The organism is Vicinamibacterales bacterium (assembly GCA_041659285.1).
GTDB lineage: Bacteria > Acidobacteriota > Vicinamibacteria > Vicinamibacterales > UBA2999 > 12-FULL-67-14b.
Genome location: JBAZYO010000009.1, coordinates 73,861 through 94,774 on the forward strand (window position 1 = coordinate 73,861; position 20,914 = coordinate 94,774).

20 protein-coding genes are annotated in these 20,914 nt (G+C 68.1%); 10 read left to right on the plus strand and 10 right to left on the minus strand.

Translation table 11 applies throughout. The annotated features are described in order from the left end of the window. Positions 1-31: 31 nt before the first annotated feature. Genes nagA through speY form a run of 4 tightly spaced genes read right to left on the minus strand, consistent with a single transcriptional unit; the run spans position 32 to position 3,698 of the window. Positions 32-1,234 carry an N-acetylglucosamine-6-phosphate deacetylase gene (gene nagA, locus WC815_15665; protein MFA5910217.1) on the minus strand — a complete coding sequence of 401 codons (1,203 nt, stop codon included), beginning with the start codon at positions 1,232-1,234 and terminating at the stop codon, positions 32-34. After that, positions 1,231-2,145 (minus strand): ROK family protein, encoded by a 915-nt coding sequence (locus tag WC815_15670; GenBank protein ID MFA5910218.1) that lies wholly within the window; start codon positions 2,143-2,145, stop codon positions 1,231-1,233. Before WC815_15670 ends, nagA begins: the two co-directional genes overlap by 4 nt. Continuing rightward, entirely contained in the window at positions 2,138-2,554 is a 417-nt protein-coding gene (locus WC815_15675) for a DUF5615 family PIN-like protein (GenBank protein MFA5910219.1), read from the minus strand. Before WC815_15675 ends, WC815_15670 begins: the two co-directional genes overlap by 8 nt. A gap of 10 nt (positions 2,555-2,564) precedes the next feature. Further along, positions 2,565-3,698 (minus strand): deoxyhypusine synthase, encoded by a 1,134-nt coding sequence (speY, locus tag WC815_15680; GenBank protein ID MFA5910220.1) that lies wholly within the window; start codon positions 3,696-3,698, stop codon positions 2,565-2,567. Between the two features lie 80 nt (positions 3,699-3,778). Between speY and WC815_15685 the strand changes: the two genes are divergently transcribed. The 4 genes from WC815_15685 to WC815_15700 all read left to right on the plus strand — a co-directional run bounded on the left by WC815_15685 (position 3,779) and on the right by WC815_15700 (position 9,104). Beyond that, complete coding sequence (locus WC815_15685) at positions 3,779-4,213, plus strand: hypothetical protein (GenBank protein MFA5910221.1); 435 nt, start codon at positions 3,779-3,781, stop codon at positions 4,211-4,213. After that, a complete protein-coding gene (locus tag WC815_15690; protein MFA5910222.1) occupies positions 4,206-5,552 on the plus strand; it encodes a sigma-54 dependent transcriptional regulator in 1,347 nt (448 codons plus the stop codon). Before WC815_15685 ends, WC815_15690 begins: the two co-directional genes overlap by 8 nt. Positions 5,553-5,867: 315 nt before the next feature. Continuing rightward, positions 5,868-8,393, plus strand: a complete 2,526-nt coding sequence (locus WC815_15695) for an HD domain-containing phosphohydrolase (protein MFA5910223.1) — start codon at positions 5,868-5,870, stop codon at positions 8,391-8,393. 6 nt (positions 8,394-8,399) lie between these two features. Next, entirely contained in the window at positions 8,400-9,104 is a 705-nt protein-coding gene (locus tag WC815_15700; GenBank protein ID MFA5910224.1) for an FAD-binding oxidoreductase, read from the plus strand. Here WC815_15700 and WC815_15705 read toward each other — a convergent pair whose 3' ends face one another. The 5 genes from WC815_15705 to WC815_15725 form a co-directional block, all read right to left on the minus strand. Then, on the minus strand, positions 9,105-9,878 hold the full coding sequence (locus tag WC815_15705) for an enoyl-ACP reductase (protein ID MFA5910225.1): 774 nt from the start codon (positions 9,876-9,878) through the stop codon (positions 9,105-9,107). It abuts the gene before it with no gap. Beyond that, positions 9,878-10,609, minus strand: a complete 732-nt coding sequence (locus WC815_15710; GenBank protein ID MFA5910226.1) for a hypothetical protein — start codon at positions 10,607-10,609, stop codon at positions 9,878-9,880. The genes WC815_15705 and WC815_15710 overlap by 1 nt, the downstream gene beginning before the upstream one ends. Before the next feature lie 175 nt (positions 10,610-10,784). Then, a complete protein-coding gene (gene argH, locus WC815_15715; GenBank protein MFA5910227.1) occupies positions 10,785-12,173 on the minus strand; it encodes an argininosuccinate lyase in 1,389 nt (462 codons plus the stop codon). A gap of 39 nt (positions 12,174-12,212) precedes the next feature. Further along, positions 12,213-13,274: an argininosuccinate synthase gene (gene argG / locus WC815_15720; protein MFA5910228.1), complete on the minus strand. Its 1,062-nt coding sequence runs from the start codon at positions 13,272-13,274 to the stop codon at positions 12,213-12,215. Next, a complete protein-coding gene (locus WC815_15725; protein MFA5910229.1) occupies positions 13,271-13,720 on the minus strand; it encodes a hypothetical protein in 450 nt (149 codons plus the stop codon). Before WC815_15725 ends, argG begins: the two co-directional genes overlap by 4 nt. 136 nt (positions 13,721-13,856) lie before the next feature. On the opposite strand from WC815_15725, the gene argC reads away from it, so the two are divergent. From argC to argF, 6 genes are read left to right on the plus strand one after another with little or no spacing between them, the layout of a single operon-like run. Then, positions 13,857-14,900, plus strand: coding sequence for an N-acetyl-gamma-glutamyl-phosphate reductase (gene argC, locus WC815_15730; protein MFA5910230.1), 1,044 nt, complete (start codon positions 13,857-13,859; stop codon positions 14,898-14,900). Then, complete coding sequence (argB, locus tag WC815_15735) at positions 14,897-15,703, plus strand: acetylglutamate kinase (protein MFA5910231.1); 807 nt, start codon at positions 14,897-14,899, stop codon at positions 15,701-15,703. Before argC ends, argB begins: the two co-directional genes overlap by 4 nt. A gap of 2 nt (positions 15,704-15,705) precedes the next feature. Further along, the gene (locus WC815_15740) at positions 15,706-16,929 is read left to right on the plus strand and encodes an acetylornithine/succinylornithine family transaminase (GenBank protein MFA5910232.1); all 1,224 of its coding nucleotides are present in this window, start codon (positions 15,706-15,708) and stop codon (positions 16,927-16,929) included. 2 nt (positions 16,930-16,931) lie between these two features. Continuing rightward, positions 16,932-17,525 carry a GNAT family N-acetyltransferase gene (locus tag WC815_15745; protein MFA5910233.1) on the plus strand — a complete coding sequence of 198 codons (594 nt, stop codon included), beginning with the start codon at positions 16,932-16,934 and terminating at the stop codon, positions 17,523-17,525. Next, positions 17,518-18,729, plus strand: coding sequence for a bifunctional glutamate N-acetyltransferase/amino-acid acetyltransferase ArgJ (argJ, locus tag WC815_15750; GenBank protein ID MFA5910234.1), 1,212 nt, complete (start codon positions 17,518-17,520; stop codon positions 18,727-18,729). Before WC815_15745 ends, argJ begins: the two co-directional genes overlap by 8 nt. A gap of 9 nt (positions 18,730-18,738) precedes the next feature. Next, on the plus strand, positions 18,739-19,662 hold the full coding sequence (gene argF, locus WC815_15755) for an ornithine carbamoyltransferase (protein MFA5910235.1): 924 nt from the start codon (positions 18,739-18,741) through the stop codon (positions 19,660-19,662). On the opposite strand, the gene WC815_15760 is transcribed toward argF, so the two are convergent. After that, a complete protein-coding gene (locus tag WC815_15760; GenBank protein ID MFA5910236.1) occupies positions 19,659-20,906 on the minus strand; it encodes a hypothetical protein in 1,248 nt (415 codons plus the stop codon). The two genes, argF and WC815_15760, sit on opposite strands and share 4 nt — an antisense overlap. Positions 20,907-20,914: the final 8 nt, after the last annotated feature.

Consider the following 20,914-nt stretch of genomic DNA (forward strand, 5'->3'; position numbering starts at 1 on the left):
CACCTCAGGCAGATAGACGGACAGGTTGCGATCAGTGTTCCAAGGCGGGCACGCCCGAGAGGTAGGTCTGTCGCACCGTCAGGTCCGGGCCAAACACGACCAGGTCCGCCGTCATTCCGGCGGCAATCGACCCCACCTCAACCAGCCCCAGCTCCGACGCCGGCGTGGTGGCGCACATCCGGACCGCGTCAGGCAGGGACACCCGCACGCGATTGACCAGCGTCCTGAACGCCGCATCCATCGTCAGGATGCTGCCGGCGAGCGTGCCGTCTTCGAGCTCGGCGGTGCGCTCGGTGACGATGATTGTCTGCTCGCCCAGCCGTGAGCGCGAGCCGACTGGCAGGCCCGACCCGGACGTGCCGTCGGTGATGGCCATCATGCGGCGGGCTGACTTCATGCGGACGGCGAGGGCGACGAGCGCCGGGTGCACGTGGAAGCCGTCGCAGATGATCTCCGCGGCGACCGCGTCGGACTCGAGCACGGCCCCCACCACACCCGGGCCGCGGGAGGTCATCGACGACATGCGATTGAACAGGTGCGTGGCGTGGCGCGCCCCCGCCTCGATCGCCGCGCGCGCCTCGTCGTAGGTGGCCCCGGTGTGGCCGATCGACACGCGATGCCCGGCGGCGACCAGGGCCCGGACCAGATCCAATCCGCCTGGCAGTTCCGGCGCGAGCGTAATGATGCCGGCCGCCGATCGATGGGCCGCAATCACGTCCAGGATGGCGGCGGCGCTGAACTCCCGTGCTGACTGCCCACTACTCAGTTCCACCGTCGGCGCCGGCGGAAGCCGCAGGCAGCGCCGTGGCTGCGCGCCGTTCCAGTCGGGGTTGATGAAGTTGCTTTCCAGGTGGGCGGGCAGCACGCGGGCCGAGCGCGGCGCGCGAGACGCCCGGGCGGCCTGCACCGCGGCGAGCAGTGCAGCCAGCGTGGAGGGAGTGCAGGCCACTGACGTCGGACAAAACGCCGTGACGCCGAACTTCGGCAGGCGTCCGGCCACCTCGGCCACGGCGCTGCCGCCGTCGAGCACGTCGATGCCTTCGACGCCGTGGACGTGCACGTCAATGAAACCAGGGGCGATCAGGTACCCGGAGCAATCGACCCGCGTGCTTCCCGCCGGTCCGTCGATCACGCGCGCCTCAACGGCCTCGATGCGACCGTCGTGAATGACGAGGGAGCCTCGCTCGACCACGCGATCCGGCAGGACCAGGTCCGCGCCGGCGAGCACCATCATGCGGGAGGGTGCGCGGCGGCGCGCGCAGCGCCGATGGCCACCGCGTCGGCGCCAAGAGTGGACAGCACGATCTTCAGGCGCTCAGCCTGCGCCGGCCGGAGGCGGCGAGTGCACTCGAGGCGGATCGGTTCGAGCATCAGGTCGCCCGACACGGCGATGGTGCCGCCGAGCACGACCACCTCCGGGTCCAGCATGGTCGCCAGGTTCGCCACCGCCATGCCGATGTATTTCGCGGTGTCGCGGACGACCGAGATGCTCACGCCATCACCCGCGCGCGCGCCCTGGAACACGTCGTCCGCGGTGATGCGCGTGAGATCCCCGCCGACGTTGTCGGTGACCGCGGAGCGGTCGCCGGACTTAATGCGCCAGACGAGCCGCCGGACGATGCCCGCGGCCCCGACCTCGGCCTCGAGCCCGCCCCAGCGCCGGTAGTCTTCGCGCTCAACCGGGTTCAGCGCCAGCCAGCCGACCGAGCCGGCCAGGCCGTGCGCGCCGAGCCATGGCTCGCCGTTGACCAGCAGGCCAGCGGTCACGTGCTCGCCAATGGAGCAGGTGATCACCTGCTTGAGCCCGCGCGCGGCGCCGCACCACTGCTCGGCGATCGCCGCCGCAGTGCCGGCGGCAACGGGAATGACCGCCCGCGCGCCGGGCGCCGCCTCAGCCAGGGCGGTGGCAATGTCGGCCGGCACCGGATCGCCGGCCTGCGGCAGCGCCACGGCCAGCGCCGCGACCTTGGCGCCGGCGCCGGCAATGGCGCGGAGAGCGGCATCGCGGACGCCGTGGGCGAGGTGGGCGAGGTGGCTGACCGACGGCGGCAGCTCACCGCGCGCGAGGACGCGCCCGCCGTCGTTGACCACGACGACGCGCGCCACGAGATCCGAGAGATCGACGCCGAGCGTCAGTTCACGCATGTTCGGGCCGCCAGTCAATGTGGGCATGCAGTTTGCGCCCGTCGAGGGGCAACGGCGCCGCGGCGAACAACTGCCGATCGACGCGCTCGAGCAGCCGCGTCAGTCCGCGTTCGTCGGCGGCGGCAATCACCAGCACGCCGGAGCCGTGCTGCGGCGGAAACTGCCGGTCGTCAAGGTAATCGCGGTCGAGCGTCACCAGCGTCCGGCGAAGCTGGCGGGCCAGCCGGTAGTGCTCGGTGTCGCGCGCCCGCCGAAGGTCTGGATGTTCCATCACAAAAAGGACGTCCCACTGCAAGTGCTCGCGCATGAATCGGACGACGCCGGACGGCACGTTGGCGTCGGCGTAGACTCGCGGGCGGTCCGCCGCAGACTCGGCGACCGGGCCCAGCTCCGACCACAGGGTTCCCATACCTCAGGCGTCAGGCCTTGGCCTTCTTCTCGCGTTTCTTGATCTGCTTGCGCGCCTCGCGCTCGAGGTCGGCGAGCATGGCCGTTCGCTGCCGCAGCAACGCCTTCCGCTTGCGGCGGCCGTTCTGGTGGCCGACGACGTACTCGCAGAACAACGGGAAGGCGATCGTCGAATCGGCGTAGACCACCGCGGTATCGGGCAGCACGCTCGGATTCACCTTGCCCCAGCTCACCGCTTCGGCGGGCGTCGCCCCCGACAGGCCGCCCCACACCACCGAGTCGGTGGTGATCTGAATGAAGTAGTCGTTGCCGCCCTTGGGAATGCCGTACACCTCCCACAGCGTGGGCTGGCCCTGCAGGTAGAAATTCTTCGGCGACCCGCCGCCGAGGATCAAGCAGCCGTTCTTCTCCGCAGCCTGGATGATCGCGCAGACTTCGTTGACGTCCTTGTTGGGATCCACCTGCAGCGTGCTGTGATTGATCATCGCGTGGTAGGCGACGTTCATGCCGATGGAGCTGTCGCCCGGCGACGAGGTGTAGACCGGCACGCCGTACTTGGCGGCCGAGGCCACCACCGAGTACTTCGCGCAGCCGGGCCGCACCTTCAACAGGTGCTTGCCCAGCGCTTCGTGCATTTCCGCCGACGACATCGGGCCTTCGAGGCCGCTCGCGACCAGGAAGTCGCGGATGAAGGTGTCGGTGTCGAGCAGCACCTGTGCCGGGAACAGCACGTCGTAGATGCGGATCACGCCTTCGTGGTAGAGCACGCGGTCGTCCACGAACGGCGAGCCGCGGCGCAGGGTGAAATTCAGGGCGTAGTGCAGGTCGTGGTAGAGGTTCGCGCCCGTGCTGATGATGAAGTCGATCAGCCCGCGCTCCATCAGCTCGATCACGCACCCGCCAAGGCCCGCGGGCGTCATCGCGCCGGCAATGGTCAGGGCGATCGTCGTGTCGTGCTGCTTGCCCAGCATCTTGTCGCCGAAGATCCGGCACGCTTCCCCGAGCCGCGCCGCGTTGAAGGCCTGGAAGCCCTCGTCGATGAGGGTGCGGATCGCCGCGCTCCCCTTGGGACGGTAGTAGCGAATCGGCTTGCCTTTGAGAAACGACTTGGGACCTTTGGGCGCGCCCGGGGACCGGTATGGCATTGCTTCTAGGGTATTCCAAAACCCGGGGCGGGAGCGGGCGGATCGCCCATCGATTCGGCCTTTGGAGTAGCATCTGAGCTGTGGAGAACGGCGTCTGGATCCCGCTGGCCGGTGTGCCGGCCGCCGTGGCCTTGGCTTTTGTCTTGTTCTTCTGGTGGAAGGGCCAGCCGTTCGCGGACGGCGACGTGTTCCGCGCCAGCCGCCTGTCTCGCGGCAACCGGCTGTTCCCGACGCAGGTTTTGATCACCCCAACGGCGGTCGTGCACTACACGCCGGAGCTGGTCGGCCGAAAAGAACATTCGATCCATGTGGCCCACGTGGCGTCGGTCAGCATCGACACCAACCTGTTCTTCTCGAACGTGCTGATCGAGACCACCGGCGGGACCACGCCGGTGTCGTGTCATGGGCACCGGAAGGCCGATGCGATTCGAATGAAGCAGCTCGTCGAGCAATACCAGAGCCAGTACTACCGGTCCGCCGCGGCGCCGCCCGCCGCCGAGGTCTCCCGTGGATGACCTGACCTTCGCCGCGCGCCGGGCCAGCGCCGGCAGCCACCGGGCCGAACCGCCCGACATCGAGACGCGGTTCAAGACGCTGGTGCAGTCGCCGCTGCGCGCGGGCATCCTGCGCTTCCTCGCGGCGCGGCCCGAGGAGAAGTTCGACGCCGAGCACCTCATGCAGACCTTCGGGCGCATGCGGCTGGACGTCGAAAACTGCATCAACGAGCTGGTCGAGTTCGGCGTCCTCCGCCGCAACCCGGTCGATCCGCCCACCTACGACGCGGTCCGCCCCGAGGCGGAACCAGTCGCCAAGCTGCTCGACACCTTCCTCGAGGGGCGCGCCTACCTCGGCATCGAAGAGGCCTCGCCGTCGGTCCAGCGCTTCCGCGAGATGATCGGCCGCGACGAGAAGATGCTGGCCATCTTCGAGTGGATCCGCACCGCCGCCAAGTCCGACATCGCGGTGTTGATCCTCGGGCCCACCGGCTCCGGCAAGGAGGTGGTCGCGCGAATGATCCACGAACTGTCACGGCGCGGGCCCGAGAATTTCCAGGCGGTCAACTGCGCGGCGCTGCCCGACAGCCTGTTCGAGTCGGAAATCTTCGGCTACGAAAAAGGCGCCTTCACCGGCGCCCACGACCGCAAGCCCGGCCGGCTCGAGCTGGCCAACGCCGGCACGTTGTTCCTCGACGAAGTCGGCGACATGTCGTTGATGGCGCAGGCCAAGCTGCTGCGCGTGCTCGAAGAGCACCGGTTCGAGCGGCTGGGCGGCAACAAGTCAATCCACGTCGACTTTCGCCTGATCTCGGCCACCAACCGCCCGCTCGACATGTTCGTGCGCGAAAGCCGGTTCCGCGAGGACCTCTACTACCGCATCAACGCGTTCGCGATTCGCCTGCCGTCATTGCGGGAGCGCGCGGTTGACATTCCCGTGCTGGCCAACCGGTTCCTGGCTCGCTACTGCGCGGCCAACGGCCTGCCGCTCGACGCCAAGCTATTCTCGACCGAGGCGCAGGAGCTGCTGGTCTCGTATCACTGGCCCGGCAACATCCGCGAACTCGAGAGCACGGTGTCGCGCGCCGCGCTGTCGGCGCCAGGACGATCGATCCGCGCGGCCGACATCGAATTTCTCCACGGCCACGCCATGGCGCGCCCGGAAGAGACCTCCAACCGCCTTCCCTCGCTTCGCGATAACGAACGCGCACACATCATTCGCGTGCTCGAAGCCACCGAGTGGAACAAGCTCGAAGCCGCCAAGGTGCTGGACATCAGCCGCGGCACGCTCTACCGAAAGATCGACGAGTACGGCCTCGAGCCGGCACCCGGCGCGGGCCGGCGGCGCGGCCGAAGCTGAGCCGGACCGTTCGCGATGGTCCATATTGTCAGCTAATGTCTCATCGAATGCGGTTTCACATGCAACTTTGCACAACAAAACCGTTACTTATTTTCGCCTTAAGTATCAACGAATAAGCATGTTAGAGCAATAGTCCCACGCCCTTGAAGAGATTCATGTTGCGATATGACTTTATGGTCATGTATGCTCCGTTTGTCGTGAATAAGTCACGCGCTCCCCAGCGCCCCGGTCATTCGTCTTTCGGTTCGGTTTGGTCTGTTGCGGAAACCACCCGATCCAAGGCGGTGTGGGGTTTATAAGAATTAGCCAGCGCACATGCGCGCCCTGCCGCTCCCTGCCCGGCTCTATATCGGCGCCACCGTCGCGATCGGCGCCTTGCTTGTGGTGTTGCTCGGGCCAAAGTCGACCTTCGCCAATCCGCTGCTGTTCACCGTCCTCCTCCTGACCTCGGCCGTCACCTCTGCATTCAAGGTCAGCCTGCCCCTCGCCAAGAGCGGCTCGACGATGTCGGTGTCATACGCCGTCGACTTCGCCGCGCTGATGCTGCTCGGGCCGAACGAAACGATGCTGGTGGCGGTCACGAGCGCGTGGAGCCAATGCACCTTCCGGATGAAGGTGAAGAACCCGGTCTACCGCACCCTGTTCAGCATGGCGTGCCTCGCCATCACCGTGCAGGCCGCCGGCTTTGCCTACGAGGCGCTCGGCGGCGTGCCCGGCACGCTCGCCCACGACGTCCCTGGACTCGCCAGGCCGCTCCTCGGCGCCGCGACGATGTACTTCGTGTTCAACACGTGCCTGATCGCGGTCGCCGTGGCGCTGGCCACCAAGCAGCCGTTCTGGACCGTGTGGAACCAGAATTTCCTGTGGAGCGCGCCCAGTTACTTTGTTGGCGCCGGCGCCGCCGCCATTGCCGTGTGGGCCGTGATGACGTCCGGCGTCTGGCTGTCGTTGCTGGCCGCCCCGATGCTCTACCTCACCTACCGCACCTACAAGGTGTACCTCGGGCGCATCGACGACGAACGCCGGCACGTCGAGGAGATGGCGGACCTGCACCTCGCCACGATCGAAGCCCTGGCGCTCGCCATCGACGCCAAGGACCAGACCGCGCAGTCGCACATCCGCCGCGTCCAGGTGTATGCCACGGGCATCGCCCGCGGCCTCGGCATGTCCGACACCGAAATCCAGGGCGTCAAGACCGCCGCCCTGCTGCACGACATCGGCAAGCTGGCCGTGCCCGAACACATCCTGTCGAAGCCGGGCCCGCTGACGCAGGAAGAATTCCAGAAGATCCGCGTGCATCCGCAGGTCGGCGCCGAGATCATCAGCGCCGTGCCGTTCCCGTACCCGGTGGCGCCCCTCATTCTCAGCCACCACGAACGCTGGGACGGCAAGGGCTACCCGCAGGGCCTCAAGGGTGAGGAGATCCCGCTCGGCGCGCGCATCCTGTCGGTGGTGGACTACTTCGACGCGCTGACCTCGGATCGGCCGTACCACAAGGCGATGACGCACGACGCGGCCCTCTCCCTGCTCCAGCAGGAAGCCGGGCGCGCGCTCGACCCCACCGTGGTGGCGATGTTCGTCAAGATGGAGGCGGAAATGGCGGCGGCGGCCGGCACCATCGACACCGCCACCCCTCGCCGCCTGTCGCTCGAGCCGACCAACGAGCGCGGACGCCCGGCCGTCGGCTTCCAGCCGGAATCGCCCAAGAGCAGCACGGTGTTCGAAGACATCGCGCTGGCGCACCGGGAAATCTACGCGCTCTACGAGATCGCGCAGACCATGGGCACCAGCCTGGGCGTCTCGGACACAATGGCGCTGATCTCGTCGAAGCTGGCGAACCTGGTGCCCTTCTCGTCGTGCGCGTTGTTCCTGTTCGACGAGGAAGTCGACACGCTGCGCTGCCGCTTCGCCACCGGCGTCGAAGCCGAGGCCATCGGCACCATGACCGTGCGCGCCGGCCAGGGCCTCACCGGCTGGGTCGCCCGCAACCGTCGTCCGCTGGTCAACGCCCGCCCAAGCGCGGAGTTCGAGGCGGCCGGTCTCACCGCGATCGCCACCACGCTGCAATCGGCGCTGGTCGCGCCGCTGGTCTTCAGCGACCGGTTCATCGGCACGCTGGCGGTGTACTCGACCCAATCCGACTTCTACACGGACGACCACCGCCGCCTGCTCGACCGCGTCAGCGAACAGGCCTCCGCGGTCATCCACAACTCGATCGTGTTCGAGCAGACCCAGGAAGACTCGCTGACCGACCCGCTCACCGGCCTGCCGAACACGCGTTTCATGTTCATGCACCTGACCCGCGAGCTGGCCCGCGCCGAGCGCCTCAAGGCCGAAGTGGCGCTGCTCGTGATGGACCTCGACAGCTTCAAGGAAATCAACGACAACCACGGCCACCACGTCGGCGACCGCGCCCTGCGGGAAGTGGCCACGGTGCTCCGCTCCGCGATTCGCCCCTACGACATCTGCGTGCGCTACGCCGGCGACGAATTCATCGTCGTCCTCTCGGGCTGCGGCGCGGAAGAAGCGGACCGCAAGCGGCTCGAGTTGCAGCGGACCGTGGACGAAGTGCTGTTCGAGGCGCGGCCCGGGCGCCGCCTGCCGCTGGCCATCAGCGTGGGCGCCGCCATCTATCCGCAGGACGGCGACAGCTACGAAGCGCTGCTGGCCACCGCCGACAGCCGCATGTATCGCGACAAGACGCGCCGCAAGCAGCGCGTGCAGGTCCAGCCGGCGGCCACCGGCACCGATGGCCTCCCGGCCGTGAGCGTCCCGCTGCCGTCGCCACCGCAGGAGATTACCGAGATCGACATTCAACGGGCGGGCTTCGGAGTACTGTAAGAGGCGGTGCCTTCGACCGCATTCACGGTACGCCAAGTCGTTCACGCGACGTCCCGCACCCGCATCATCAGGCTCGACGCCGGCGCGTCGCCGTTCGCGTTCACCGCCGGCCAGGCGGTGATGGTGGGCCTCCACGGCTCGCCGTTGCGGAAACCCTACTCCATTGCCTCGGCGCCGTGGGAAGTCGAGCGGACCGGCATCATGCAGCTGCTGCTGCAAATCGACGACGGCGGCGCGCTGGATCCCCACCTTGAACTGGCCGCACCGGGCACCATGCTGGATGTCGAGGGCCCCTTCGGCAGCTTCGGACTGCCCCAGGGTTCCGTGTCCGACCCGTTGCTGTTTGTCGCGGGGGGCACCGGCATTGCCCCGTTGCGCTCGATGTTGATGGAACGGTTGTCGCACGCCAACCTGCCGCCGATTGCCATCGTCTACAGCGCCCGATCGCCGGAGGCCTTTGCCTTCCGGCCGGAGCTCGACGCGCTGCGGGACGCCGGGCGCGTGCAGGTCTACTTCACGGTCACCCGCGATGACGCGGGCGCCTGGCCGGGACGCCGGGGCCGCCTCGACCAGGATCTTCTGCGCGCGGCGTTGCCATCGACCGATGCGGTGTGCCTGATCTGCGGGCCGCCGCAGCTGGTCAGCGATACGAAAGGCTTGTTGGAGGGGATTGGCGTGAGGACCACCAGGATCCTCACGGAGGAGTACTAGCTACATTCCGAGAATATGGAATCCGGCGTCCACCATCATCACTTCACCGGTGATGCCGCGTCCGGCGTTGCTCAGCAGGAACGCGGCGGCGTCTCCCACCTCTGACGTCTCGATCGCGCGCCGCAGGGGCGCCTTCTCGCGCACGACGCCGAGGATCGATGAGAACCCGCCGATGCCCGCCGCGGCCAGCGTCTTCACCGGTCCCGCCGAGATCGCGTTCACGCGGATGTTCTGCGGGCCCAGGTCGGCCGCCAGGTAGCGCACCGACGACTCGAGCGCGGCCTTGGCCACACCCATCACGTTGTAGTTGGGAAACACACGATCGCTGCCAAGGAACGTGAGCGTGAGCACGCTGCCGCCACCCCGCGCCGCCATCAGCGGTTGCGCGCCGCGCGTCAGCGCGATTAGCGAATAGGCGCTGATGTCGAGGGCCTGCCTGAAGCCGTCTCGCGACGTCTTCAAAAACCCGCCGGTGATCTCATCGCGCGACGCGAACGCGGCGCCGTGCACCAGGAAGTCCAGCCCGCCGAACTCCTGCTCGATCTTCGTGAACACCGCCGCGATCTCGTCGTCACTCTGGACGTCGCAGGGCAGCACCAACGGCTTCGGATCCAGCGTGGCCGCCAGTTCTTCGACGTGTTCTTCGAAACGTCCCTGGTAGGTGAGGATCAGCTGCGCGCCCGCACTCGCGGTGGCCTGCGCGATGGCCCATGCCAGCGAGCGGTGGTTCGCGACGCCGACGATCAATCCAACTTTGCCCGTGAAGTCTGCCATCAGCGGTTCTTTTTCCCGCCACGGCGGCGGCGTCCGCCGCCCGGCCCTTGTCCCTGACCCTGGCCCTGACCTTGACCCTGACCTTGGCCCTGTCCGCCCTGGCCGTGGCCGTGTTCGCGAAAGCGCATCGGGCCGAGGTTGTCCTGGCTGCCGCCGCCGGCGGGCCGGCGCCGGCCACGGAACTTGCCCTGGCCTCCGCCTCCGGCATTGCGCTGCGCGCTGCCGTTGGTGCGGCCTCGGTTGTTCAGCGTTTGAATGGTGAATTCGGGGAGGGCGCGGGGCGCCGGGGTCGCGCCTTCGATCTTGGGGAAGGTGGCGCGTATCAGGGAACGGCGGAAACCGCCCTCGCGCGCCTGATCGTCATTGCCTGCCGGCGGTGTGTCGGCATTCGCGCTGTTTGCCGCGAGCGGCGGCGCGGGCTCGGCCGCCGGCGGTGCGGCGCCCGTTCCAGGATCGGTGACGAGTGGAACCGGCGGTGGCGGTGACTGGGGACGCGGGGTCGAGCCCTGCAGGCCATCCAGCACTTGCGCGAACAGCGCGGGCGGCTGTGTCTTGCGGCGTGGCGCCGGGACCTTGGCCTCCTTGTATTCGTGCTCGGCGTCGCAACTGCCGCAACGCGTTCGCTGGACGTTTTCGTCAACCATGGCCACGACGGCGTGGTCCGTAATGCGGCGCTCGCGCGGACAATAGTCGTCCAACACGTCGCCGGGCCGATACCGGCGGTCTTGCATGCAACTCCCCCGAAAACCCGATCAGCTTCCCGCCAAGCCGCATCGGTACTGGTCTTCTACTGCTTCGAACCGTTGGTCCATGGGCCGCAAACGCGAGAGCGGCCGAGGGTCGTGTTGAGTGCGGGAAGCGCCTGTTCGGTCGATAGACCGCAGGGCGCAGGGCATCCGGAATATATCAGAGGCCCGTGCCCCGGGCAAGCCAAGCGCGCAGGTCGGCCAGGGCCGCCGAAACGGCGTCGGGATTGGTGGATTGTGGCGTCTTCCTGGCGCGGACCGAGGCCGCCGCCGTCACGCGCCCCTTCACGTCGTCGCCAAACAGGCTGCTCGACTGCCGCCATTCATCCAGCGACAGGGCCTCGAAGTCGCGCCCTTGCGCGAGCAACGTCCTGACCATCGCGCCAACCACCTCGTGCGCCTGCCGGAACGGCATGCCGCGCGCCACCAGGTAGTCCGCGACGTCGGTGGCAAGGAGCAGTCCCGACGCGGCATGTCCGGTCCGCTCGGCGTGCAAGGTCAGCTTGCCGATCACGGCGGCGGTGGCATCCAGCGACACGGCGAGCGTGTCTTCCGAGTCGAATAGCGGCTCTTTGTCTTCCTGCAGATCCTTGTTGTAGCCGGTCGGCAGGCCCTTCATCGTGACCAGGAACCCGGTGAGATGGCCGATCACGCGGCCCGACTTGCCTCGCACCAGTTCGAGCGGATCGGGGTTCTTCTTCTGCGGCATCATGCTGCTGCCCGTGGCGGATGAATCGGCCAGCTCGAAGAACCCGAATTCCTCGCCGGTCATCAGGATGAAGTCTTCCGCAATCCGCGACAGGTGCACCATCGACAGCGACACCGCGTGCAGGAAGCTCACCGCGAAATCGCGATCGGACGACGCGTCCATGCTGTTGGCCACGACGCGCGCGAAGCCGAGCCTCGCCGCCAGCACCTCGGTGTCAACGGCGTACCCGGTGCCGGCGATCGCGCCGGAGCCGAGCGGCAGCGCGTTCGCCTCTTCACGCGCGATCTCGAGCCGATGATGATCGCGGCGGAGCGCAGCGGCGTGGCTCAGGAGAAAGTGCGACACCAGGACCGGCATGGCGCGGCGCATGTGTGTGTACGACGGCATCAGCGCATCACCGGCCCGTTCGGCCTGGTCCGCAAACGCCGCGATCGCCGCGCGCAGCTTCTGCTGCAGCAACGGAATCCGGCGCCGCAGGTAGAGGCGCAGATCGACCGACACCTGCTCGTTGCGCGAGCGGCCGGTGTGCAGGCGGCGGCCGGCGTCGCCCACGCGCGCCACCAACTGCCGCTCCACGAAACTGTGGACGTCCTCGTCGTTGCCCGTGACCCACGACGGATCCTGGCGCCCCTGTTCGAGGATGGCCGTGAGCGCGCCGGCAATCGCCGTGGCGTCGGCGGCGTCGAGCACGCCGGCGCGTGTCAGCGCCTCCGCCCACGCGAGGCTACCGGTCACGTCGTCTTCGAAGAGGCGGCGATCGAATGGAAACGACACACCGAAATCGAACGCGGCAGGGTCCGGAGCGGAATCGAAGCGGCCGGACCAGAGGTGCTGGGACATAAGCAGGTTCAGAAAGGTTTCAGAAAGGTTCAGTTAGGTTCAGACAGGTTCAACCGGATTCAGCGTCCGGCCGACCACCCGGCTGTCGCCCTTGAATAGTTTCACACGGACCGACCCGGTCACGCCCTCCTGGGTCGCCGACACGAAGGCGTCCAGGCCTGGGCGGAGGCGGCCGAACCACTCGCCGCGGCCGAGCACCTCCGCGTAAGCCGTCGCCACCGACGGCGAGAAGCGGTTGAGGCTCTCCGACGAACGCAGACGCTCGAGCTCGCGCCGGGCCTGATGAAGCACGGCGGCGGCCGGCGCTTCATACAGCACTCGCGATCGCGTCCCGTCGGCGCGGTTCTTCACCCGGTCGAATCGCCCGATGCCGTGTTCGCCGGCAATCGTCGACAGGCTCTCGATCAGCTCCGCCGGCGGCATCACCACGCCGTTGATGCCGGTTGGCGCGCCGCGCTCGAAGGCGACTTCCACTACTGCGGGAGTGTCGGGCGCCTGCGCCAATCCGCGCGTCACCTTGTACACCGCCTCTGGCGCCTCCTGCGAGGCGTCGTCGGCCGGGCGCCCAATCGTTCGGCCCCAGAGGTTGTCGTCAATCCGATCCGCCGCAGGCCCCGGCACGAAGATGCCCAGGCGGTCAGCGTACTCGGCGATTTGCGCGGCGGTCACCCCAGCAGCACAGTCGATCGAGCGCAGCCCGCGATCGAGCGACCGCAGGGGCTGGTTGAGGCGGGGGCCGGCACGCCCCGATGATCCGTGGGCCACCACCGAGGCGTCTTCGATGTGCGCCAGTTCCACGAGCTTCTTCGCGATCAACGGCCGCGAGATGGCCGTGGCCATCGGGTAGCGGCCCTCCGACAGCGCGTCGGCCCTGAGCGTGGGCCACACGTAGTCGCGGGCAAACTCGTCGCGGGCGTCAATCACGTGGGCGCGCACCGCGCCGGCCGCCAGCGCCCGATCGCGAATCTCGGCCAGATCGGTGGACTGCCCGAGGTCGAGCGTCACCGCGACGACCTCCGCGTCATGACGATCCGTCAGCCACGGAATGGCCACCGACGATCGGAGGCCTCCCGAATACGCCAGGACGATGATGTTCTTCACCGGGCGAGGTCCCTCAACTTCTTGACCACCGCCAGCGCGTTCTTCGCGTCGCGGGCAATGATCAGGATGGTGTCGTCGCCGGCGAGCGTCCCCACCACTTCAGGCATCCGCGACCGATCGATCGCCAGCCCAAGCAGCTGCGCCTGGCCGGCGCCGGTCCGCAACACGATCAGCTGCTGCACCGGCTCGATGTTGATCAGGTACTCCGTGAGCGCCTTCGCCAACGTGCCCAATGCCGTGGTTTGCGGCGTTTCCTCAATTGACGACGGCTGATAGGCGCCGTCCGACGAGCGCTTCAACAGCCCCAGTTCCTTGATGTCGCGCGACAGGGTGGCCTGCGTCACGACGAATCCGCGAGCGGCCAGGCGCTGGCGCAGTTGTTCCTGGCTGCGCACGGCCTCGTGCTCGACGACGTCCAGGATGGCGGAGAGGCGCTGGGCTTTCATATTTATGCGTTCGGGTGAATCAGTATACACTCAAGAGCGTGGATTACGTGCAATTTCGTGTTGACAGCGCTGAATAAGCTATGTATAAGTATTCTTCTGGGCGCATAACTTTTCAGCGCTCCGTCGAGACAGGGTGATGGACACACAGGTGGTGAACGAAACGGAAGGGGACCAGCGGGGCCAACATGCGCCCATCCGCGTCGCCGTGGCTGGGGCCACCGGCTTCGCCGGCCAGGAGTTGATCCGCCTGCTCGCCCGCCACCCGAACGTCACCATCACCGCGGCCACCGGCTCCCAGTCCACGAGCGCGCCCCGCCGCCTGCCCGCCCTGGCGCGGATCTGGGACGGCACCGTGGTGCCGCTCGACCCCACCGCCATCGTCGGCAATGCCGACGCGGTGTTCCTCGGACTGCCCGAAGCGGCCTCGGCCGAGATCGCGCCGGTGTTTCTCGCCGCGGGCCTGCGGGTAATCGACTTGTCGGGCGCATTCCGCCTCCGTGACGCGACCGCGCGCGCGCGTTGGTATCCGGCGACGAAAGCCCAGCCCAACGGCGTCGCCTACGGCCTGACCGAATTCGAGTTCGAGGCGATTCGCACGGCCTCGCTGCTGTCCAACCCGGGCTGCTACCCCACGGCGTCGTTGCTGGGGCTGCTGCCATTGCAGCAGGCGGGCCTGCTGCTGTCCGGCGCCGACATCGTTATCGACGCCAAGTCGGGGATTTCCGGGGCCGGCAAGGCGCCGTCCGAGCGCACGCACTTCTCGGAGAACTACGGCAGCGTCGCTGCCTACAACCCGTTCGGCCATCGGCACACGCCGGAGATGGAACAGGCGCTTGGCCGGAACGTGACGTTCGTGCCGCACCTGGTGCCGCTGGACCGCGGGATTCTGTCGAGCCTGTACACGCGGCTGGCGCCGGGCACGACCGCGGCGGCGGTGGCCGCTGCCTTCGAGCGCGCCTACGCCGGCGCGCCGTTTGTCCGGTTGACCGGCGAGGCGCTGCCGGAGATCAAGCACGTGGCCCACACCAACTTCTGCGATATCGGGTGGAAGGTGGACGAAGCCGGCGGCCGGGTATTCGTGGTCAGCGTGATCGACAACCTCGTGAAGGGCGCCGCGGGCCAGGCCATCCAGAACTTCAACGTGATGTTCGGGTTCGATCAGAAGGCAGGCCTGCTGTGAGGCGGCCGGTCGTGCTCAAGCTCGGCGGCGAGTTGATCGAAGGCCCCGAACGGTTGTCGGCCATCGGCAAGGTGATTACCCGGGCGGCGAAGAAGCGCCCGCTCATCGTCGTGCACGGCGGCGGCCGCGAGATCGACGCCGCCCTCGCGCAGGTCGGGATCCCGAAGCGCCAGGTTGATGGGCTGCGGGTCACCGATCCGGAAACGCTGGAGATTGTCGTCTCGGTGCTGGCGGGTTCGATCAACACGAGGTTCGTGGCGGCCATCAATGCCGCCGGCGGCCGCGCGGTCGGACTGTCGGGCGCGGATGCCGGCGTCGCGCCGGTGAAGAAGGCCGCGCCGCACAAGGCGACCAGCGGCGACACCGTTGACCTGGGCATGGTCGGAACCCCGGCCACGGCCCCGGCGCCGGAGTTGCTCGCGCTGCTCTGCCAGGCCGGGTATGTGCCGGTCATCGCCTGCATCAGCGCGTCGAAGGACGGCCAGTTGTTCAACGTCAACGCCGACACGCTCGCCGGCAGCCTGGCCGCGCGGGTCAAGGCCAAGCGCCTCGTGATCGCCGGCGCGACCGCGGGCGTGCTCGACAAGCGCGGGCAAACCATCCTGCGTCTCAATGCGACGCACATCGCCAAGCTGGTGACGTCGGGGACCGCCAATGCCGGGATGGTCGCCAAGCTGACCGCGTGCGAAGCCGCGCTCGAGGGCGCGAGCAGCGTGGTGATTATCGACGGGCGTGACGCCAACCGGATTGCCAAGGCCGTGGCGCTGCAGAAGACCACCGCCACCTCGAGGATCGTGAAATAGCCGTGACGACGAACGCACAAACCGTGACCGCCCTGGAAGCACAGCACGTGCTTCAGACCTACAAGCGACAGCCCGTGGTGTTTGACCGCGGCGAGGGCACTCGCCTGTTCGACGTCGACGGCCGCGCCTATCTGGACTTCATCTCGGGGATCGGCGTGGTGGTGCTCGGTCACGCGCATCCCGGCCTGGCCGCCGTGATTGCGGACCAGTCGAAGACGCTGATTCACACCTCGAACTTGTATTACCACCCGCTGCAGGGGCAGCTCGCGGCCAAGCTCGCGAGTCTGTCCGGATTGCAGCGGGCGTTCTTCTGCAACAGCGGCACCGAGGCCGTCGAGGCGTGTCTCAAGTTCGCGCGGCGCTTCTGGTACTCGCAGGGCGTCAAGAACCGCACTGCCTTCGTCGCGCTGGAGCATGGCTTCTCGGGCCGGACGATGGGCGCGTTGTCGGTGACCGCCAACGCGCACTACCGCGAGCCGTTCGAGCCGCTGATTCCCGGCGTCACCTTCGTGGCGCCGGACGACATCGCCGGTCTCGAAGCCGCGGTCACCGACTCCACGGCCGCCGTCATCGCCGAGCCCATCCAGGGCGAGGGCGGCGTGCGGCCGCTGTCGCCGGAGTTCGCGGCGGCCATCGCCCGCGTGACCAAGCAGACCGGCACGCTGCTGATCGCGGATGAGATTCAGTGCGGGCTCGGACGAACCGGCTGGCCGTTTCACTACCAGTCACTCGGCTGGACGCCGGACCTGGTCACCGTGGGCAAGGCGATTGGATCGGGCATCCCGATCGGCGCCGCCCTGGTCGCCGAGCGCGTGGCCGCACAAATCTTCCCGGGCGACCACGGTACTACCTACGGCGGCAACCTGCTGTCCACGCGCACCGCCTTGTTCGTGCTGGATCAACTCGACGCGCTGGCGCCGCACATTCGCGATGCCGGCGAGCTGTTCGGGCAACGGCTCGGAGATTTGCAGCGCCAGCACGCGGTGGTCCAGTCCGTGCGCGGCGCCGGCCTCATGCGCGGGCTCGAGCTGACGGTGGACGCGCAGCCGGTGGTCGAGGCGGCGCTGAAGGCGGGCCTGCTGGTGAACCGGACCGCCGAGCGCGTGGTGCGCATGTTGCCGCCGCTCACGGTGTCACCGGCGGAGATCGAAGAAGCCATCGGCATTCTCGATGGTGCGTTGGCGTCAGTCAGGGTCGAGGGATTGACGGCAGGGGTGAAAGCGTGACGATGCGTGTGGTAGTGGATAACGGACCGGGAACAGGGCGCCGCGCAACGGCGGCGAAGCGCTTTCAGCCGGCCAAGCCAGCGACGGCGTTGCGCGCGGCCACCCTGGCTGACGCGCCGGCCCTGCACGCCCTGATCGCCGCGCACCTCGAGGAAGGCCGTCTGCTGCCCCGCACGCTGGACGAACTGGCGGCGCATGCGGCCCGATTTGTCGTCGCGACCCAGGGTCAGCGGATTGTCGGCTGCGCGGAGCTCGCCCCGCTGTCGGCGACGGTCGCCGAAGTGCGTTCGCTGGTGGTCAGCCGCGAGGCGCGCCAGTCGGGACTGGGCCACCAGATGGTCGATGAGCTCGGCCGGCGTGCCGGCCGTGAAGGGTTCACGCGCCTGTGCGCGTTCGCGCACGACCCCCGGTTCTTCGTGCGGCTCGGCTTTTCGATCGTGCCGCACACCTGGGTGCCGGAGAAGATTGCGCACGATTGCCATTCCTGCCCGCTGTTCCGCAATTGCGGGCAGTACGCGATCGTGCTCGACGTGCATCGCGCACAGGCTCGCACCGGTGCCGGCCTTGGCGCCTCGGTGGTAAGCAGCCGTGGCTGACATCCGCGCCGTGGACGGCGGCATCACCGCGCCCGCTGGTTTTCGCGCCAGCGGCCTGCACTGCGGCATCAAGGCCAGCGGCAAGCCCGACCTCTCGCTCGTCGTGAGCGACGTGGCGGCCAATGCCGCCGGGATCTTCACCTTGAACCTGGCCAAGGCCGCGCCGCTGCTCGTGTGCGAGGAACATCTCGCCGCCAGCGGTGGCCGCGCCCGCGCCATCATCACCAACAGCGGTTGCGCCAACGCCTGCACCGGACCGCAAGGCATGCTCGACGCCCGCGAGATGGCGCAGTTGGCGGCGACCGCCGTTGGCGGCGACGTGCGCGAGACGCTGGTCGCGTCGACCGGGGTCATCGGCGTCAACCTGAAGATGGACAAGCTGCGGGCGGGCATTCCGCGGGCCGCGGCCGCGCTCAGCGCCGGCGGGGGCGCCGACGCCGCGCGCGCGATCATGACCACGGATCCGTTCCCGAAGGAATATGCCGTGGAGGTGCGCACCGACATCGGCACGTTCCGCGTTGGCGGCATGGCGAAGGGCTCCGGGATGATCGAGCCGCGCATGGCGACCATGCTCGGCTACCTCACCACGGATGCGGCGGTCGACCCCGGCATGCTGGCCCGGGCGCTGGCCGACGCCAGCCGGTTCACGTTCAATGCGATCACCGTTGACGGAGAGCCCTCCACCAACGATTGCGTGTTCGCGCTCGCCAACGGCGCCAGCGGTGTGGAGATCAGCGAGAACCTCTACCCGGTGTTGTTCGAGGCGTTCCGTACCGTGGCCCACGAACTCGCGCTCGGCATCGTGCGCGGCGGCGAAGGCGCGACCAAGCTCGTCGCGATCACCGTGACCGGCGCCGCCACCGACGCGGATGCGTGGATGGCGGCGCGGGCGATCGCGAATTCGCCGCTCGTGAAGACGGCGATCCACGGCGGGGACCCCAATTGGGGCCGCCTGGTGGCCGCGGCCGGCCGGTCGGGAGCCGCGTTCGTGCTCGACGGCGCCCGGGTCCAGATTGGCTCGCTGGTGCTGTTCGAGAACGGCCGTCCATTCGACGAGTTGGCCCCGCAGGCGGCCGATTACCTGACCGGCACGGATCTCGCCATCGAGGTCAACCTCGGCACCGGCGGGGCGCACACGGCCACGGTGTGGACCTGCGACTTGTCGGCCGAGTACGTGAAGATCAACGCCGAGTACAGGACGTAGACCCTGGGCGTGCAGAACTTCCTTTCCATTCTCGATCTCGATCCCGATCGCCTGGCCACGGTGCTCGAGCTCGCCGCCCGGCTCAAGCGCGAACGGGTCAAGGGCATGAAGGCGCCGACCGCGGCCGCCCTCAACGGCAAGCACGTCGGCTTGCTGTTCGAGAAGCCGTCCCTCCGCACCCGCGTCACCTTCACCATCGGCGTCCGCGAGCTCGGCGGCGACATCGTCGAAATTCCCGCCGACGTCATGCACGCGGACCGCGAGCCCATCCAGGACGTGGCCCGCAACCTGGAGCGGTGGGTGGACGCCGTCGTCATTCGCACGTTCGCCCAGGAGCGGCTCTCGCAGATCGCGGAGATCACCCCGAAGCTGCACGTGATCAACGCGCTCAGCAACGAAGAGCACCCCTGCCAGGCGCTGGCCGACATGCAGACGCTGGCCGAGAAGTGGAGCTCGTTCGAGGGCCGGCGGATTGCGTTCGTCGGCGACGGCAACAACGTCTGCACATCGCTCGTGCACGTGGCGATGATGCTCGGCATGGCGGTGCACGTCGCCACGCCCAAGGGCTACGAGCTGCCTGACGAAGTCGTCGACCAGGCTGCGGCGGTGTCACAGAAAGGCGCCGGGCTCACGGAGTTCACCGACGCCAAGGCCGCGGTGCGGGACGTGGATGCGATCTACACCGACGTGTGGACGTCGATGGGCCAGGAAGTCGAATACGCCGACCGCAAGAAGACCTTCCAGCGTTACCAGGTCAACGAGAACCTGATGGCGCTGGCGAAGCCGGGCGCCCTCTTCATGCATTGCCTGCCCGCGCACCGCGGCGATGAGGTGACCGACGAGGTCATCGAATCGCCGATTTCGGTGGTGTTCGACCAGGCCGAGAATCGCCTGCACGCGCAGAAGGCCCTCCTCCTGCAGATGCTCGCCTAGTGCGGCGCCCGCCGGGCGCGAATCAGCACCTGGATCTCGTCGTTGCGCGCGTTCTCGAAGTACAGCCGCTGCCGGCCATCGGCGTCTTGCGAGATCGCGCCGGGAATTGAACTCGCGACCACCGTCCATCCCGCTGGCAGGACCACCGAGTTCCGCGGCCGGCCGAAAGCGCGGTCCCACACCAGCTCGTCACCGTCCACAAAATAGCGATTGGGATCGGTGTAGGTTTCCGTGATCCGGAGCCGCGCCGACTGGCCGGGTTTCACCGCCGGGAATGAAATCACCACGATCTGCGTGGTGTCGGTGACCGGCTCGCCGGCATCGAGACCGCGGCGCTTCAGCTCCGCGCCGCCGAGGGTCTCGACCTTCAGGACTTCTCCGGTGTCGAGCAACACCGCCGAAGGGTTGGCCACCGAGCTGCCGGCCCGGACCACGTTGAAGTAGTGAGCCACTCCGGGCCTCGACTCGGTGTAGTCGTGATACAGGCTGAAGGAATGCGTCGACGGGTCGTTCGGGAAATAGACGATCTCCCTGTCCTGGTGCGCCCGGTCCGACAGCCTCGCCGCCTGCGGCGCGAGCGACGCCGACGACGCCGCACCCCGCGTGGCGGGCAGCTTCGGCGAGAACGGCGCCAGGCCAGGCTTCGCGCGAATCACGAGCGGGGCCGCCGCCGGGCCGGCGTTCATGAAGGTGATCATCACGCGGCCATCGGCCGTCGGCATCACCTGCGACGGCACGTTGCAGCTGATCAGCCGGTAGCCCGCCGGCAGCACGACCGCGTTGCGGCGAATCCCAAGCGATCGGTCGAACACGATGGTGTCGCCATCGCGGTAGTAGCTCTTGGCGTCCTTGTAGGTCTTGTCGATCAGGACGCGACCTTCCCCGCCCTTCGGCACCGGCCGCGCCAGGTGGACCTTCAGCCATTCGGTTTCGAGGTCCGCGGCGGGGTGCCCCTCGGCGCGAGCCTGCGCGCCACTCACCACCTCCCACTTGAGCGTCTGCCCCGTCATCATGTCGGTCACGCGCTCGTCAGTGGCGACGCTGCCGCGCCGAATCGCGTTGAAGAAGTACGGCGCGCCAGCCGTGGTCGCGGTCACCTCGTAGAGAATCCGGAACTGCGCCGTGTCCGGCCCCAGGAGCTCGTAACGGGTGTAGTCGTCTTCCTGCGTCTGTCGTTGGGGAGGCTGGGCCCACGTCGAAGACGCCACGAGGGTGAACAGTGCCGCCAGCAGGAGTTGTCGCATGCGGCGGA